Origin of the sequence: Actinomadura sp. WMMB 499 (assembly GCF_008824145.1) — a bacterium.
Classification (GTDB): Bacteria; Actinomycetota; Actinomycetes; order Streptosporangiales; family Streptosporangiaceae; genus Spirillospora.
This window is the reverse complement of sequence record NZ_CP044407.1, coordinates 2,791,841-2,808,639: the sequence shown is the minus strand read 5'-3', so window position 1 is coordinate 2,808,639 and position 16,799 is coordinate 2,791,841. Positions and strand designations below refer to the sequence as shown.

14 protein-coding genes and 1 pseudogene are annotated in these 16,799 nt (G+C 74.2%); 7 read left to right on the top strand and 8 right to left on the bottom strand.

All coding sequences use genetic code 11. The features are described from left to right. The first annotated feature begins 58 nt into the window (after positions 1-58). The 3 genes and pseudogenes from F7P10_RS12075 (at position 59) to F7P10_RS12065 (ending at position 2,864) form a co-directional block, all read left to right on the top strand. Positions 59-1,132, top strand: a complete 1,074-nt coding sequence (locus F7P10_RS12075; protein WP_151009432.1) for an iron-containing alcohol dehydrogenase family protein — start codon at positions 59-61, stop codon at positions 1,130-1,132. 81 nt (positions 1,133-1,213) lie between these two features. Further along, positions 1,214-1,986: pseudogene (locus F7P10_RS12070) on the top strand (CDP-alcohol phosphatidyltransferase family protein); the annotation flags it as partial. Next, entirely contained in the window at positions 1,983-2,864 is an 882-nt protein-coding gene (locus tag F7P10_RS12065) for a glycosyltransferase family 2 protein (RefSeq protein ID WP_151009431.1), read from the top strand. The pseudogene F7P10_RS12070 and the gene F7P10_RS12065, both read left to right, overlap by 4 nt. Before the next feature lie 418 nt (positions 2,865-3,282). Here F7P10_RS12065 and F7P10_RS12060 read toward each other — a convergent pair whose 3' ends face one another. The 5 genes from F7P10_RS12060 to F7P10_RS12040 all read right to left on the bottom strand — a co-directional run bounded on the left by F7P10_RS12060 (position 3,283) and on the right by F7P10_RS12040 (position 8,318). Further along, positions 3,283-5,688, bottom strand: a complete 2,406-nt coding sequence (locus F7P10_RS12060) for an ATP-binding domain-containing protein (protein ID WP_151009430.1) — start codon at positions 5,686-5,688, stop codon at positions 3,283-3,285. A gap of 197 nt (positions 5,689-5,885) precedes the next feature. Then, complete coding sequence (locus tag F7P10_RS12055; RefSeq protein WP_151009429.1) at positions 5,886-6,473, bottom strand: SDR family NAD(P)-dependent oxidoreductase; 588 nt, start codon at positions 6,471-6,473, stop codon at positions 5,886-5,888. Next, positions 6,470-7,165, bottom strand: coding sequence for an acetoacetate decarboxylase family protein (locus F7P10_RS12050; RefSeq protein ID WP_254716558.1), 696 nt, complete (start codon positions 7,163-7,165; stop codon positions 6,470-6,472). The genes F7P10_RS12055 and F7P10_RS12050 overlap by 4 nt, the downstream gene beginning before the upstream one ends. A gap of 32 nt (positions 7,166-7,197) precedes the next feature. Continuing rightward, positions 7,198-7,701, bottom strand: a complete 504-nt coding sequence (locus tag F7P10_RS12045; protein ID WP_151009428.1) for an SRPBCC family protein — start codon at positions 7,699-7,701, stop codon at positions 7,198-7,200. Between the two features lie 20 nt (positions 7,702-7,721). Next, positions 7,722-8,318 (bottom strand): HD domain-containing protein, encoded by a 597-nt coding sequence (locus tag F7P10_RS12040; protein ID WP_151009427.1) that lies wholly within the window; start codon positions 8,316-8,318, stop codon positions 7,722-7,724. Between the two features lie 169 nt (positions 8,319-8,487). Between F7P10_RS12040 and F7P10_RS12035 the strand changes: the two genes are divergently transcribed. Continuing rightward, on the top strand, positions 8,488-10,425 hold the full coding sequence (locus F7P10_RS12035; RefSeq protein ID WP_176611435.1) for a PQQ-binding-like beta-propeller repeat protein: 1,938 nt from the start codon (positions 8,488-8,490) through the stop codon (positions 10,423-10,425). Further along, positions 10,422-10,760, top strand: coding sequence for a hypothetical protein (locus tag F7P10_RS12030; RefSeq protein WP_151009425.1), 339 nt, complete (start codon positions 10,422-10,424; stop codon positions 10,758-10,760). The genes F7P10_RS12035 and F7P10_RS12030 overlap by 4 nt, the downstream gene beginning before the upstream one ends. Here the strand turns inward: F7P10_RS12030 and F7P10_RS12025 are convergent. From F7P10_RS12025 to F7P10_RS12015, 3 genes are all read right to left on the bottom strand, one after another. Then, the gene (locus F7P10_RS12025) at positions 10,735-11,859 is read right to left on the bottom strand and encodes a glycosyltransferase (RefSeq protein WP_151017988.1); all 1,125 of its coding nucleotides are present in this window, start codon (positions 11,857-11,859) and stop codon (positions 10,735-10,737) included. The genes F7P10_RS12030 and F7P10_RS12025 overlap by 26 nt on opposite strands. A gap of 177 nt (positions 11,860-12,036) precedes the next feature. Further along, entirely contained in the window at positions 12,037-13,299 is a 1,263-nt protein-coding gene (locus F7P10_RS12020; protein ID WP_151009424.1) for a nucleotide sugar dehydrogenase, read from the bottom strand. Positions 13,300-13,338: 39 nt separating this feature from the next. After that, on the bottom strand, positions 13,339-14,868 hold the full coding sequence (locus F7P10_RS12015; RefSeq protein ID WP_151009423.1) for a glycosyltransferase family 4 protein: 1,530 nt from the start codon (positions 14,866-14,868) through the stop codon (positions 13,339-13,341). Between the two features lie 54 nt (positions 14,869-14,922). On the opposite strand from F7P10_RS12015, the gene wecB reads away from it, so the two are divergent. Then, the gene (gene wecB, locus F7P10_RS12010) at positions 14,923-16,035 is read left to right on the top strand and encodes a non-hydrolyzing UDP-N-acetylglucosamine 2-epimerase (protein WP_254716755.1); all 1,113 of its coding nucleotides are present in this window, start codon (positions 14,923-14,925) and stop codon (positions 16,033-16,035) included. Next, positions 16,028-16,786 (top strand): hypothetical protein, encoded by a 759-nt coding sequence (locus tag F7P10_RS12005; RefSeq protein ID WP_254716557.1) that lies wholly within the window; start codon positions 16,028-16,030, stop codon positions 16,784-16,786. Before wecB ends, F7P10_RS12005 begins: the two co-directional genes overlap by 8 nt. The last annotated feature ends 13 nt before the right edge of the window (positions 16,787-16,799 follow it).

Below are 16,799 nucleotides of genomic sequence, written 5' to 3'. Positions count from 1 at the left end.
GCCGCACGACGAACGGACCCGCGTCCGGACGGCGCGGGCGACCCGAGCGAGGAGGCCCATGCCCCTGCTGACGCGGATGCTGAACGCGCCGCTGTCCATCGACGTGCGGCGCGGCGCCGTCGCCGAGCTGGGCGAGCTGCTGGCCGACGGACGCATCGCCACCGAGGGACGGGTCGCCATCGCCGTCGGCCCCGGGCAGGGCGACCAGATCGCCGAGCACGTCCGCCCGTCCCTCGCCGCCTGCGAGGTGTTCCAGGTCGCGGGCGCGACCGTCGACGCCGCCGTCGACCTCGCCGCGAAACTGCGCGGCGGCTCCTACGAGGCCGTCGTCGGCATCGGCGGCGGCCGGACGATCGACGCCACCAAGTACGCGGCGACCCTCTCCGGCATCCCGATGGTGTCGGTCGCGACGAACCTGTCCCACGACGGGATCTGCTCGCCCGTCGCGTCCCTCGTCCACGACAAGGGCAAGGGCTCCTTCGGCGTCGTCATGCCCCTCGCGATGGTCGTCGACCTCGACTACGTGCACGCCGCCCCCGAACGGCTCGTCCGCGCCGGCATCGGCGACGTGCTCAGCAACTTCTCCGCCGTGGACGACTGGCTCCTCGCGTCCGCCGAATGCGGCGAGCGCGTCGACCGGATGGCCCTCACCGTCGCCCGCACCGCCGCCGAGGCACTCCTGCACCAGCCGGAGACGATCCGCTCCGACCGGTTCCTCACCGTCCTCGCCGAGAGCCTCGTGCTGTCCGGGATGGCGATGGCGTTCGCCGGCGACTCCCGCCCGGCGTCCGGCGGCGACCACGAGATCCTGCACGCCGTCGACCAGCTCTTCCCCGGCACCGCCAACCACGGCGAGCTCGCCGGGATCGGCGCCGCGTTCTGCTACCACCTGCGCGCCCTCCACCTCGGCGAGGGCACCGAACGGCTCACCGAGATCCTCGCCTGCCTCGACCGGCACGACCTGCCCCGGCTCCCCGGCGACGTCGGGCTCACCGTCGAGCAGTTCACCGAGGCGGTCCAGTACGCCCCGCGCACCCGCCCCGGCCGCTACACGATCCTGGAGCACCTGGGCCTCGACGCCGACGAGACCCGCAAGGCGGTGGAAGACTATGTCCAGGCCCACGGAGGCTGACGTGCCCGCGCCGCCCGCCGCGGACCCGGGCGGCCCGACGACCGCCCGTCCGACGACCGTCCGTCCCGCAAGAGCGCCCGCGTCGCCGACGTCCGCGCCCACGGCCAGCCGCCCGGCCTCAAGGAGCGCCGCAACGAGGAGCACTGGGCCGGACGCCTCTACATGCGGGCGCTCTCCCCGTACTTCGCGTGGCTCGCCCTCCGCCTCGGGTTCAGCCCGAACCAGCTCACCTACCTGATGATGCTCAGCGGCGTCGCCGCCGGCCTCGTCGTGTCGCTGCCGCTGTCGCCGCTGTGGACGGCCGCCGCGGGCGCCGTCCTCATCCAGGTCTACCTGCTGCTCGACTGCGTGGACGGCGAGGTCGCCCGCTACCTGCGGCAGACGTCGGTCGCCGGCGTGTTCCTCGACCGCATCGGCCACTACCTGTCCGAGGTGTCGCTGCTCGTCGGCCTCGGCTTCGCCGCCCAGGGCGGCTGGGAGACCGGCGGCTACGTCGAACTCGGCATGCTCGCCGCCCTCGGCGCCGCGCTGATCAAGGCCGAGACCGACAACGTCGTCGTCGCCCGCGCCAAGTCCGGCCTCGCCGCCGACCCGACCGGCGGCGACCGCGCGCTGCGGCCCCGCTCCACCCGCATCGCGCTCGCCCGGCAGGCCGCCTCGATGCTCCGCTTCCACCGGATCATCGGCGCCGTCGAACTCTCCTGCTGATCCTCGCCGCCGCCGCGCTCGACACCGTCCTCGGCACCGACACACCCGCCAGCATCCGCGTCCTGACCGTCGCCGTCGCCGTCGTGGCCGTGCTGCAGACCCTGCTGCACCTGGTGAGCATCCTGGCTTCCCGGAGGCTCAAATGAAGCTCAGCGTCGTCGTCCTCACCATGGGCAACCGGCCCGAGGAACTGGCACGCGCCGTCGGCAGCGCCCTCGAACAGGAGCACGTCGACATCGAGGTCGTCCTCGTCGGCAACGGCGTCGACCCCGTCGGCGACCGCGGCGCCGAACCGCCCTTCGACGACCCCCGCGTGACGACCGTCGCGCTCCCCGCCAACGTCGGCATCCCCGCCGGACGCAACCGCGGCGTCGAAGCGTCCAGCGGCGACATCGTCCTGTTCCTGGACGACGACGGCTGGTACCGCTCGACCCGCCTCGGCACCTACCTGCGCGACCGGTTCTCCGCCGACCCGAAACTCGGCGTCGTCTCGTTCCGCGTCCGCGACCCCGAAGGCGGCCGCGGCGAACGTCGGCACGTCCCCCGCCTCCGCGCCGGCGACCCCGAACGCTCGTCCGCCGTCACCACCTTCCTCGGCGGCGCCTGCGCGATCCGCCGCGCCGCCTACGACCTCGGCGGCGGCCTCCCCGAGGACTTCTTCTACGCCCACGAGGAGACCGACCTCGCCTGGCAGATCCTCAACGCGGGCTACCACATCGCCTACGACGCGTCCGCGGTCATGTACCACCCGGCCGTCCTGCCCACGCGGCACGACATGTTCTACCGGTACAACGCCCGCAACCGCGTCTGGCTCGCGCGCCGCAACCTCCCGTGGTTCCTCGCGCTCACCTACCTCGGCGTGTGGGTCGCCATGACCGTCCTTCGCGAACGCGACCCGAAGGCCCTCAAGCCCTGGTTCAAGGGCTTCGCCGAAGGCTGGCGCAAGCCCGCCGGCCCCCGCCGCCCCATCTCCTGGCGAACCGCCTGGCACATGACCCGAACAGGCCGACCGCCTGTTATTTAGCAAGGCCCTCGGCGTCAGGCCGCGAGGCGGCCTTCCTTCAACGGGCCTTGCGGTGCGATTGCTGCATCGCTTCGACTCGCCCTTGGGGCTCGCTGCGCGATCAGGTTCTCGCTTCGCTCGAACCTGGCTTCGCTCGCAATCGCAGTGGTACCGGTCCGCTGTGGTCGGGGCTTGGCTTGGGTGGTTGCGCCTTTTTCGGCGGGCCTTGCGGTGCGGTTGCTGCTGTGTTGGCTTGCATCGTCCTTGGCGTCAGGCCCCAGGGGGCCTTCCTTCAACGGGTGCTGCGTGCGATTGCTGCATCGTTTCGGCTTGCCCTTGGGGCTCGCTGCGCGATCAGGTTCTCGCTTCGCTCGAACCTGGCTTCGCTCGCAATCGCAGTGGTTCCGGTCCGCTGTGGCTGGGGCTTGGCTTGGGTGGGTTAGTCGGTTAGGAGTTTGTCTCGCCACTCGGGGGTGGTGGTGAGGACGGTCAGGCGCTGGGTCGCGCGGGAGACGGCCACGTACAGGACGCGCAGGCCCCGGGGGGACTGGGCCGCGACGGTCTCGGGGGCGACGATGACGGCCGCGTCGAACTCGAGCCCCTTCGCCTCCAGGACGTCCAGGACCTGCACGCGCTCGGGGAGGCCCCCGGCCAGCCGGGCGCGCTCGGCGGCGTCCCAGGCCGCGCCGTCGAAGAGAGTGCCCTCGGGTTCGAGGGCGAGCGGGACGATCACGCCGATCGTCCCCTCGACCTGGTGCAGGAGGTCCTCGGCGGCCGCGCGGGCCGCGGCGGCCAGGCCGGACTCGGGGACGACGTCCACCACCGGGTCGATCCCGGACGTCCGGACGGCGCGGGCGGGACGGGCGTCGGGGAGCGCCTCCGCGAGGACGCGCGCGGACACCGCGGCGATCTCGGTGGAGTTGCGGTAGTTCGTCGTGAGCTCGTACTCGTGGCGGGCGCGGGGAGCGCGCTTGCGGGGACGGCCCCGCCCCTTGCGCTCGCCGCCGAGGGCGGCCTCCATCGCGGCGCGGGCGGCGTCGAGGTCCTCCCACGCGCTCTGCGCGGGGTCCTCGACGATCGTCCAGCTGGCCTGGTGGCCGCGGCGGCCCAGCATCCGCCACTGCATGGGGGAGAGGTCCTGCGCCTCGTCCACGACGATGTGGGCGTACTCGGGCCGTTCCTCCACCACGCCGTCGTCGACGCGGCGCGACCGCTCCAGCCGTTCGATGGAGGTCGTCAGCTCCTCCATCTCCGGCTCCCACGTCTCGTCGACCGCCTCCTCGCCGGTCAGGATGTTGACGCCGTCGACGACGAACGGGTCGTCCGCGGCGGGCGCGCGGCGGCGCCGGGACGGGCGGGGCGGCGCGCCGAGCAGCGCGTCGAGCTCGTCGAGCAGGGCGACGTCCTGGTAGCTGAGCGGGCCCTCGGCCCAGGACGCGGCGAGCGCGGGCAGGTCCTCGCGGGGCAGGTCGCGGCCCGCGGCGCGGCGGAGGCGCTCGGGGTCGCCGAGCGAGCGGAGCATCTCCAGCGGCGTGCGCAGCGGCCACCAGGCGACGAGGAAGTCGGTGAACGCGCGCTGCTCCCGGACCCGGGCGTCGAACTTCTCCCGCGGCGAGCCGTCACCGGACGTCCCGTCCTGCGAATCGTCGAGGGCGGCGAGCCCGTCGGCGGCCAGGATCGCGTTCCACAGCCCGGCCTCGGCGCCCTCGGCGGCCTCGGCCGCCTCCTGCCCGCCGATGCCGGTGAACCGGTCCCACAGGGCGTCCAGCAGCGCCTCCGCGGCGCGGCCCCGGGCCGCGTTGACGCTGCCGCGGCTGCGCCGGTGCACGTCCGCGCGGATCCGGTCGAGGCGGCCCCGGTCGAGCGCGACGACGACGCCCTTGAACACGACGCGCAGCTCGTCGGGCGCGCCCGGCGCCTGGTCGGCGACCGCGCGGCGCAGGACGGTCGCCATCGCCTCGGCGCCCTTGACCCGCGCCAGGGCCGGGCCGTCGTGGACGGTCGCGGTGGCGCCGGCCACGAGGTCGCCCAGGGACCGCAGGGACGCCGAGCCCTCGCCGAGGGACGGCAGGACGCGCTCGATGTAGGACGTGAAGCGGGGGTTCGGGCCCACGACCAGGACGCCCCGCGACCCGAACCGCTGCCGGTGCCGGAACAGCAGGTAGGCGACGCGGTGCAGGGCGACGGCCGTCTTGCCCGTGCCGGGCGCCCCCCGCACCAGGACGGTGCCGTCGGCGGGCGCGCGGATCACCTCGTCCTGCTCGCGCTGGATCGTCGCGACGATGTCGCGCATCGCGCCCTCGCGGGCGCGGGCGAGCGACGCGAGGAACGCGCCGTCGCCGACGACCGTCATGCCGTCGGCCGCGGACGGGTCGAGGAGGTCGTCCTCGAGATCGACGACGGTGTGCCCGCGCGAGTGCAGGACGCGGCGGCGGACGACGCCGCGCGGATCCTCCGGCGTCGCGCGGTAGAAGTCCTCGGCCGCGGGGGCCCGCCAGTCGATCACGAGAGAGTCGTGGTCGGGGGTGCGCACCCCGACGCGTCCGACGTACCGGATCTCGCCGGCCGTCAGGTCGAGACGTCCGAACACCAGGCCGTCGTCGGCGATGTCGAGGGCCTGCGCGCGCCGCGCGGCCTGGTGCACCCAGGCGTCCCGGTCCACCAGCGACGCCTTGGTACCGGCCTGCGACTGCCGGAACCCCTCGCGGATCATGGCCTGCGCCTCGTCGCGCATCTCCTCCAGCCGCGCGTACGCGATGTCGACGTAGCGCTGCTCGGCCGCGATCTCGCGGTCCTTGACCGTGCCGCCGGGACCGGCCGGCCGTCCGGTGACCTGGGACGACATGCAGGCTTGCTCCTCCGCATCGCTGCACCGGGGCGTGTCCCCGGCGCCCCCGAAGGGGGCGAAACAGCCAGCTTATTCTCCCGGCTCACCGCTGGACGACCCAAGAACGGCCGCACGGGTGGCCCGCTCACGGGTGGGGGGTGGTGGGTGCGGCCGTTCTGTGGTTGTGCGCCGGGGGCGGAGGTGGGTGTTGGGGGTCAGGGGAGGAAGGGGAGCTTTCGGGTGGGGTGGATCGTCTGGGTTCGGGTGCGGCGGGCCAGGGAGCGGTCGACGGCGTCCAGGACGTCCCGGTGCGCGACGTCCGGGTGGGCGGTGGCGTGCCGGAAGCGGACGCCGGGGGCGGGGTGCTCGGCGGCGAGGGCGTGCAGGTAGACGGTCACCGCGGCGGTGGCGGCGGCGTGGGCGGGGGAGCGGGACGGCGGGCCGGTGAGCACGATGATCTCGCCGCGGCCGCGGTCCAGCATGCCGGGGAGCGCGGCGTCGACCGCGTTCGCGACGCCGAGCACGTCCTGTCGTAGAACGTGTTCTAGATCGGTGGGCGGGGTCGCGGGGGCGCAGACGAGGCGGTGCACGGGGCCCGCGACGGCGAGGACGGCCGCGACGGCCTTGGGGTCGGTGACGTCGCAGGTGCGGGTGTGGGTGTTCGGGGAGCGCAGGGCGGTGCGGGCCAGGCCGGGCTCGTCGGTGTCGACGGCGACGACGTCCCACGCGGCGGCGGCGAGGCGCTGCGCGGCGAGGGCGCCGATGCCGCCGGCGGCGCCGGTGATCAGCGCGGTGGGCCTCATGGGCCGATCTCCTCGGCGGCCTCGAACGTCATCCGCAGGTGCCCGACGGTGCTGGTGCTGAGCGCGCGGGCGCCGTCGAGGCCGAGGCCGCGGAGTTCGTCCGCGACGGGGTGGTCGCCGAGCCGGAGGGTCGCGCCGCCGGGGCGCATCCGGACGCGGCCCGGCGTGACCTCCCACGGGATGCTGCGGGTGACGCCGTCGAGGTGCGCGTAGGCCGTCACCTCCGGGCTGCGCGAGCCGGACGGGACGGGCGCGCCGGGCCGCACGGCGAGTTCGAGCGCGGTCCGGCCGCCGAACCGGACGGCGCAGCGCTTCACGCGGGAGGCCAGGTGCATCGGGATGTCGGCGAGCTCCTTGGGGAAGCCCCAGATGCTCCGCCCGGCCTCGAGGGTGAACTCCTGGTTGACCGGCAGCCAGTGGATGAACGCGCCGACCTTGCCGCCGGGCGGACGGGCGAGGAAGGCGACGGCGAACTCGTGGTAGGGGCCGAGGTCCCCGTCGGTGTACCGGACGAACGCCAGGGAGCAGATCGCCCTGCCGCGGAGGGGTTCGAAGACGTCGAGGCCGGAGTAGGCGATCAGGGCGCGGGCGGCCGGGGCGGGGACGGCGAACATCGCCGAGGCCACGGCGGCGTCGCGGATCCGGACGGGCATGGCGACCCGTTCGCCCTGCACGGCGTAGTCGGTTGTCACACCGCCTAGTAGAACAGGTTCTCGTTTTCCTGTCACGCCCCGGACGCGCGTTCGACGCCCGTCCGGATCCGGTCGAGGGTCGCGCGCATGCCGCGCCGGTTCGCCGAAGCGCGCCGCTCCGCCGGGACGCCCGTGAACACCCGCCCGAGGAGGGAGACGAACGCCGCGCCGCGGCTGTCCCGGCGGAGGTCCTCCCAGTACTCGGTGAGCCTCGTGCGGGACGTGCCGTCCACGTCGAAGCCCTCGACGCGGTACCCCCACAGCGCCACCGGCATGCCGAAGCTGGACACCCGGAAGGCGAAGGCGCGCCCCGGCTCCGCGACGGTGACCCGGCAGTTCGTGAACCACAGCCGCCACCCGAGCCGGTTGAAGCCGACGAACCGGGTGCCGGGGACGATCGCCCGGCCGCGGATCCACGTCGCGAACACCTCCGGGCTCCACTCGCGCATCCGCCGCAGGTCCGCGACCGCCGCGTAGACGCTGTCCGGACCGGCGTCGATGGCGACGCTCTCCTCGACCACCCACTCGCGTTCCATGGCCCGAATCATCCCGCACCCTAGAGAAGATGCGCGTACCGCTCCCGCCACGACGCGTACCAGGACGCGAACCACGGTTCGTCCGCGGCGAGCGGCACGATGTAGGTGAGGGTCTCCGCGTAGTAGCGGCGCTGGAAGTCCGGCGGCATCCGGTCGAGCGTCTGCACGTTGCTGGCCCGGTCGGCGAGCTTCACCCGGACGGCGTCGCGCGGCGCGTCCCGGAGCCGGCGCAGGTACGCCGAGCGCGCGGCCCGCTTCGCCTGCCGTCCCGCGCCCGCGGCCGGGGGCTTGGTCACCCAGTCGACCAGCTCGGCGACCCGCGGCCCGAACTCGGCCTCGACCTCGGCGACGGTCGTGGCGGTGTCCTCGACCACGTCGTGCAGCAGGACCGCGCACAGGACGTCCGGGTCGGTCTCGCCCGCGCCCCGTACCAGGATCTCGAGCGCTTCGAGGAGATGCTCCAGGTAGGGTGCGCCGGTGGGGCGCGTCTGGTCGCCGTGCCACCGGACGGCCGCGTGCGCCGCCCGTCCGATGCTGTCGGCGTCGAGCGCGGGACGGAGTTCCGCGAGGTCCGCGCGGGCGGCGTCCCAGGTGCGCCAGCGTTCGAACACCTCCATGGATTCCTCCCTTTCCGTACCGGTATTTCTTTTTCCGGTCGTGTCGCGCGGGCGCCCCGCGACAGGGCATGGTGGAGGTTCACCTTAAGCGGAAGGAGGCGGCGCGGTCGTGGTCGGGAGCCGGCAGCGGCCCGGAGGCCGGCCGGAGCCCGCGGGCAGGATCCGCATCGTGCTCGGGCTCATCGCCGGCGGGCTGGCCGTGGCGCTGTGCGTCGTCCTCATCGACCGGTTCGTCCTGCACGCCGAGTGGTGGGAGGTTCGGCACAGGGTCACCGGCACGCCCGTCTCGCCGCTCGGCGACGTCGGCCCGCCGCCCGGCCCCCTCGCCGTGAGCTGGGAGCGGACGACCCGGGTCCACCGGGGATCGGTCGCGGGCTTCGACGCCGTCTCCTACGACGTCGCCAAGGGGCAGGTCGTCGCCGTCTCCGGCCAGGGCGTCCAGGTCGTGGACGCACGCACCGGCGCGAAGCGGTGGAGCTACAGCCGGTCCGACTGGTCGCTGCTCGGCTGGACGTCCACCGGGTCGCAGCTCGTCGGCTACTTCGAACGGGACGGGCACCGCGCCGACCGGGTCCTCGTCGGGTTCGACGTCCTGTCCGGCTCGCTGCTGTGGAAGCGCGAGGGGCCGCGCCCCGCCGCCGTGTCCCGCACGACCCTGCGGTTCCCCGCCGGCGCCGGGATCGTCCTGGCCACCGACGAGAAGCGCGACAAGCTCATCGGGCTGTCGGCCGAGACCGGCGAGCCGCTGTACCAGCGGACGGTGCGGCACGGCTGCCGGCTCTTCGACGGCGCCGCGCAGCCGTCCGGCGACCGCGAGTCGCTCGTCGCGCTCGCCCTCGACTGCGCCCGGCAGTCCCGGCCCAGCCGGCTGCTCGCCCTCGACCCGCGGACCGGCGAGGTCCGCTGGGACGAGGTGCTCGGGGCCGAGGAGGCGCCCGAGGTCACGATGCTGGACGGCGTCACGCTCGTCTCGGACGGCACGGCGCTGCGGGCGTTCGACGAGGAGGGCGCCGAGTTCGCCTCCTGGGACGGCGACGCGGTGTGCGGCGACGGCATGTGCCCGAGCGTCCTCGTGGAGGGACGGCTCCTCGTCGTCTACCACCCGGCCGGGACGAAACGGGGCACCACGCTCATGGAGGCGGTCGACGTGCCGTCCGGGAACGTCGCGTGGGCGCGCGAGGTGCCGGCCTACACGGCGCTGGCGCGCGCGGGGTCCGACGTCTACGCGCTCCGCCCCGCCTGTCGGAACTGCTGCTGCCCGCCGGGATCGACCTCGTCTCGCCCGCGGACGGCGCCGCCACGACCGCGCCCGCCCCCTTCACGATGGACCCCGACGCCCCCGGCAAGCGCCCCTGGATCGCCGCGGCGGGCGGCCTGCTGTACGTCGCGGTCGCCGAGGCCGTGCCGCGCCCGGCGGGCGAGTCGCGGCTGGTCGCGCTGCGCGGCGGCCGGACGGGCCCCGGACCCGACGAGTTCGGCGGCGTCCCGGTGTCCGACTGGCCGGACGCCTGCGAGCTGCTCGAGAAGGAGGACCTCGCGCGGGTGCGGCTGGAGGAGTACGTCACCGAACCCGACGGGGCGGAGGTCGGGACGGTCGAACTCCCCGAGCCGGTGTCGTGCACCTACGAGCCGGTCGAGAAGCCCGGCGAGAAGGGCGAGGAGGAACCCGGTGCCGGTGATGAACCGGGCGCGGGTGACGGATCCGGCGGGGGTGACGGATCGGACTCGGATGATCGGCCGGGCGCGTCCGGTGGATCCGGCGCGGCGGCCGATCCCGGCGCGGGGGACGGCTCGGGCGGCGGCTCTAGCACGAATGACGATCCCGGCGCGGATGGCGAACAGGCGGCGGCCGATCCCGGCGCGAACGGCGCGTCCGGCGCGGACGGCGAACGGGGCGCGGGCGATCCGGGGGACGGCTCGGGGACGGGCGACGAACCCGGTTCGGCCGCCGGTCGGGGCGCCGGGGGCGAAGGGGACGGGACGCCCTCGCCCGGGGCTTCGGCGTCCGGGCGGCCGAGCGCGCATCCGACGAGTCCGCCGCCGCCGACCGGGGTGCCGAGCGCGGAGGACGGGGAGCGGGCGACCGCCGTTCGGGGGCTGTCGGTGAGCGTGCGGTGGGTCGCCGAGTCCGACGAGGCGGCCTCGCAGATGCTGGACGCCTTCCAGTCCGTGCAGGCGCAGGTGCGGCGGCGGGAGAACCTGGGCGGCGACGAGATGTTCGAGATCGGCGCGACCGCCGGGGTGATCGCCGTCCGGGTGGGGCGGGTCATCGCGGTGGTGGAGGCGGGCAGCCCGACGGGTGCGGCGGCCCGGCTGGCGAAGGCCGTCGCCGTCCGGCTGGAGGAGCGCGACCGGGAGTTGCGGGAGGCCGAGGCGGAGCGGCTGGCCGAGCTGCGGGAGAAGGCGGAGCGGAAGGTCAGCGATCCGCCGCGGGCTCCATGACCGCCGCCGGCCGCCCGTGCCCCGCCCAGGACTCCAGGTGGGCGACGAACCGGGCGGCGTGCACGGGCCAGTGGAACTGCTCGCGGGCGGCCTTGTGCCCGCGCCGGCCGAACTCGGTGCGCAGGTCCCGGTCCCGGCGGAGCCGCAGGACGGCGTCGGCCGCGGCGGCGGGATCGTCGAAGGGGACGATGAAGCCGCACTCCGCCGGTTCGACGATCTCGACCGCGGGCGGGTTCGGGGTCGAGACGACCGGCACGCCCCGCGCCATGTACTCGATGATCTTGGTGGGGACCGAGTGGCGGTAGTTCGGCTCGTCGTGCAGGAGCGCGAGCCCCACCATCGCGCCCTCGGCGATCCGCAGCGCCCGGTCGTTCGGCACGAACCCGTACCAGCGCAGGACGTCGTCGCGCTGGGCCTCCCGCAGCGCGGGCTTCACCGACTCGTCCGCCGAGCCGATCAGCTCGACCGTCACGCCCTGCGGGGCGAGTAGCCGGGCCGCCTCGATCATCTCGTGGGCGCCGCGCGCCGCCGAGATGTGCCCGACGTAGACCGCGCGGCTGTCGTCGGGCGCGCCGGGCGGCTCGTCCGCGACGTAGGTGGTGTTGGGGACGACCGGGTGGTCGTCACGGAACCGGTCCCGGTAGCCCTCCTCGGCGAGCAGCAGCCGGTGCCGCCGTTCGGCGCGCTTCTCCAGCCGCCGGACGGCGCGGCGCGCGAGCGGGCGCAGCGGTCCGGGCAGCCAGCCCTTCATGCCGAGCGCGGCGGCGGTGTCCTCGTGGACGTCCCACACGACCGTCCGCTTGCGCGCGGAGCGGGGCAGCGCCATCAGCAGCTCGGGATCGTGCAGCAGGATGACGTCCGCGTAGGCGGCGTGGTCGGCGAGGGAGCGCCGGGCGGCGCGCATCGCCTTCAGGCGGTTCCGTCCGGTCGCGCGGGGGACGTCCACGGGGCTGATCTCCCGCCACGGCGCCACATTGCATGCCCGAAATGGGGCCATATATGTGACCTCGTGACCAGCGTCCAAGAGCGCCCGGATTTGTCGGTGCAGAATGCGCGCATCCTCCGGATGGTGCACGATCGTGCAAACACAGACCCGCATTCCACTCACTCCGCAACCTGCCGAACCAACCTGCCGAACCAACGTCACCGAACCGGCTTCTACCCGGGATTCTGGTAGCACGATGGAAATGATGGATGAATTCCCGTCGACCCCCGCGTGGACGGCACCGGGCGATTGCCGATCTCTGGTATGGGCGCCCGGGCCGTCCGTCCGGCGTCAGAGCAGCTCGACGGTCTCCCGCTCGACGCCCCGCGTCCGGCCGCGCGTGTCGAACAGCAGGCGCGCGTGCCGCGACAGGGTGCCGGGGTCGTAGTCCGCGTGGTCGGCCAGGACGATCACCAGGTCGGCGTCCGCGAGCGCGGCGGGCAGGTCGTCGCCCGCGTCGCGCACCTCGGTGTCGTCGACCCGCCAGCCGGAGACGTACGGGTCGTGGAAGGCGAGGTCGGCGCCCAGCCGGGCCAGGCGGCGCGCCACCGGACGGGCCGGGGACTCGCGCTGGTCGGCGATGTCGGCCTTGTAGGTGACGCCCAGGAGCAGGACCTTCGCGCCCTTGAGCGCCCGCCCCTCCCGGTTGAGCAGCTGCTGCGCGCGTTCCGCCACGTACCGGGGCATCCGGTCGTTGATCTCCTGCGCCAGCTCCACGAACCGGAACGGGTAGCCGAGCGAGCGGACCTTGTACGACAGGTAGTTCGGGTCGATCGGGATGCAGTGCCCGCCGACGCCCGGACCGGGCCGGAACGCCTGGAAGCCGAACGGCTTGGTCGCCGCGCAGTCGATGGCGTCCCACAGGTCGATGCCGAGCTCGTTGCAGAACACGGCCATCTCGTTGACCAGCGCGATGTTGACGTGCCGGTAGGTGTTCTCCAGCAGCTTGGCCATCTCGGCCTCGCGGGTGCCCTTGGCCTCCACGACCCGCTCCACGAACTTGCCGTAGAACGCCGAGGCGGCGGACGCGCAGGCCGGCGTCAGCCCGCCGACGATCTTCGGGGTGTTGCGGACGCCGTAGACGGGGTTGCCCGGGTCGATCCGCTCCGGCGAGAACGCCAGGTGGAAGTCCTGCCCGGCGACCCGGCCGGACTCCTCCAGGATCGGCCGGACGACCTCCTCGGTCGTGCCCGGGTACGTGGTCGACTCCAGCACGACGAGGGCGCCCCGCGCCAGGTGCCGGGAGACCGCCCCGGCCGCGCCGCGCACGGCCGTCAGGTCGGGCCCGCCCTCCGGCGACAGCGGGGTCGGGACGCAGATCACCACGGTGGGCGCGCCGTCCAGGACGTCCTCGGACGTGCTCGGCGCGAAACCGGCCGCGAGCATGTCCCGGACCTCGTCCGGCGAGACGTCGTCGACGTGCGAGCGTCCCTCGAGCAGGCCGGTCACGACGCGCTCGTCCAGGTCGAGCCCGGCGACCTTCAGGCCGGCACGGCACGCCTCCCGCACGAGCGGGAGACCCACGTAGCCGAGTCCGATGACAACCAGATCCATCACTCGGCTCCCTTCGCGATATTCACGGATTACACGGATTCACGGTGAATCGGCGATCAGCGGGTCGCCGTACGCGTATGCGGCGCGGTATCCGGACGCGACGGCGCCCCATGTGCGCTCGGCCCTGACCCATTCGCGGGCCGCCCGACCGATTTTTCGCCTTCTTTCTGGACTGTAGGCCAGCTCATCCAGCTGATCAGCCCATGATTCCGGGTCTTCCGGAACTGTTAACGTCCCGGTCACGCCGGGTTCCACGATTTCGCGAAGAGCCTTGACATCACTGGCTATAACGGGGATTCCCCCTGCCATCGCCTCGATCGGCTTCAGAGGCGTGACCAGTCGGCAGACCCGGTCCGCCCGTCGGGGGACCGCGAAGACATCCAGGAGCGCGTGGTGGCGGCGTACGGACCGCATCGGAACCCGGCCGGTGAACACGGCCTGAACGCCGTGCCCGGCCGCGCGCCGCTCCAGCGCGCCGCGCTCCGGGCCGTCCCCGACGAGCAGCAGCGTGACGGGCGTGCCCCGGTCGCGCAGCAGCGCCGCCGCGTCGATCAGCGTGTCGATGCCCTCGTAGCCGAAGAACGACGACGTCAGCCCCACCGTGAACGCGTCCGGCGCGATGCCCAGCTCGGCCCGCAGGTCGGAGGCGTCCGGCAGCGGCTCCAGGAACGCCTCGTCCACCCCGTTCGGCACCGTGAAGATCTTCTCCGCCGGGACGCCGCGCGACGCGATCTCCGCGCGCATCGCCTCGCCGAGCGTGACGACCGCGTCCGCCTCGTTCATCCGCCGCGTCTCCAGCTCCCGCGTGAGCCGGTAGAACTCGTCGGACTCGCGGTGCGACGGGTCGCGGGAGAGCCAGGAGTCCTCCAGGAAGCCCCGCACCTCGTACACCACGGGCACCCCGCGGCGCCGCCGCAGCTCCAGCGCGACGGCCGCGTTCAGGTGGTTGCTCACCGCGTGCAGCACGGCCGGGCGCACCTCGTCCACGAGCGGCCCGGCCAGGTCGGCCGCCCGCTCGACGGCCCGCACCGGGTCGGCGGGCGGCAGCCACGGCAGCAGCCGGTGGTAGGTGACGCCGTCGACGTCCACGCGCGGCCGGGCGTCGCCGATGCCCTGGTTGAGCGGGTAGCCGAGCCGCGTCGCGACGTGCACGTCCCGCCCCTGCCCGCGCAGCGCCAGCGCGATGCGGTGCGTGCGGACGGTATAACCGGCGTTCGTGTTCGGCAACGCGTTCGTCACGAACTGCAGGACCGCCCCGCCGGACGGGGAGGACGGACGAGCGGGACCGCCGGTCGACCCGGCGGCCCCCGGATCGACCGGCGGGGTCCGGGGGCCCCGCGGGCTCGGCGGGCTCGGCGGGACGTGCGCGAGCAGCGCGCGCAGCTCCGCGTTCTCGCGCCGGACGACGCGGGGCCGCGGCACCGCGAGCCGGGAGCGCGCGAGCCGCGCGCCCGGCCGTCCCGGGGTCGCGCGCGCCAGCAGCCGCACGGCGAGCCGGGGCGCGCGCGCCGGGTCGTCGCGGAGCTGCCGCAGGGCGAGTCCCGGCAGGTAGACGGATTTTTTCAGCACGGCGGGGAAGCGTAGGCAGACCCGATGAACAGAAGGGAAATTGTGTTGGCACCCATCGTGCACGTCCTCGGGGCGCGGCCGAACTTCGTCAAGGCCGCCCCGGTGATCCGGGCCCTGGCGGCCGCGGGCGCCGAGCAGACGGTCGTCCACACCGGGCAGCACTACGACGCCCGCATGTCGGAGATCTTCTTCGACGAGCTCGGCCTTCCCGAGCCCGACGTCAACCTCGGCGTCGGCTCCGGTTCGCACGCCGCGCAGACGGCCGCGCTCATGACCGGGCTCGAGGAGGAGTTCACGAGCCGTTCACCCTCGGTCGTCATCGTGTACGGCGACGTGAACTCGACCATCGCCGCCGCCCTCGTCGCGGCCAAGCTGCACATCCCCGTCGCCCATGTGGAGGCCGGGCTGCGCAGCTTCGACATGACGATGCCCGAGGAGGTCAACCGCCGGCTCACCGACCAGCTCTCCGACATCTGCCTGGTCACAAGCCCGGAGGGGATCGGGCACCTGGCGAACGAGGGCGTGCCGGTGGAGCGCGCGCACCTGGTCGGCAACCCGATGATCGACACGCTGCTGGCGAACCTGGACTCGTTCGACACCGGACGGGTCCGCGCGGAGCACGGGCTCCCGGACCGGTACGTCCTGGCGACGATGCACCGGCCCGCGAACGTGGACGCGGCCGACACCGCCGCCGACCTCGTCCGGCGGCTGCACGGCATCGCCGACCTGGCCGACCTGGTCATCCCGGTGCATCCGCGCGGCCGTGCCAATCTGATGGCCGCCGGGCTGGACGACCACGACGGCGTGCACGTCCTGGAGCCGCTCGGGTACACCGACTTCATCGCGGCGGTGCGCGGCGCCGCCGCCGTCGTCACCGACTCGGGAGGCCTGCAGGAGGAGACCACGATCCTCGGTGTGCCGTGCCTGACGGTCCGGCCCAACACCGAGCGGCCCATCACCATCACCCACGGCACGAACCAGCTCGTCACGTTCGAGGAGCTGGTGCCGCGGGTGCGCAAGGTCCTCGAGGCGGCCGCCGAGACGGACGCCGCGGCGGACGCCGAGGCGGGCGCCGGACGGGACGACGACGCGCGGAGGCCACCGCTGTGGGACGGCGCGGCCGGCCCCCGCATCGCAGAAGTGATCATGGAGTTCATCGGTGACTGATCCGATCCGGCGCGGCGGGGACGCCCCCCGGGCCGCCGCGAGCGCCCGGGCCGCCAAGGACGGCGCCAAGGCGAAGCAGCAGGCCGCGCGGCTGCGCGCGGCGCTGCGCGAGCGGGAGGCCCGCGTCCAGGAGCTCGAGCGGCGGCTCGCCGCGCTCGAGGCCTCGACGACCGTGCAGTTCGGCCGGCTGGTCGCCGGTGCCGCCCGCAACCCCAAGCGGCGCGGCGCCCGGCTGCCCAGGGAGCTGTACCAGCTGTGGCGCAAGCGCAGCGCCCCGGTGGCGGCACCGAAGACCACCGACAACGGGCGGGTGCAGCTCGACCCGGTGACCCGCAGCGAGGACCGCCTCCTCGTCGCCGCTCCCCACGAGGGCATCGTCGTCGCGGGCGTGCTCGGCGCGCGCGCCGCCGAGACCCTCGCCGCGCACGCCAAGGTGATCCGGCTGTACCCGCACGACGCCGCGCTCGCCCTGGACACCGCCGACGCCGACCTGCTCGTCGTCGACGCCGCCGCCGGGGCGCCCGGCGAGGCCTGGGCGTACCTGGGCGTCCCGGGCATGTTCGACCGCGACCGCGCGCTGAACGACCTGCGCGCTCTCGCCGCCTCCCGCGACCTGCCGCTCGTCCTGTGGAACGACGCGGACGCCGCGCACGTCCCGGCGACCCTGGCGACCCTGCACTGGGACGCCGTCGCGGCGACGCCCGGCCGGCTCGCCGAGCTGCTGGAGACTCCGCTGGAGCCGGCCCGTTGAAAGGAGACCAGGT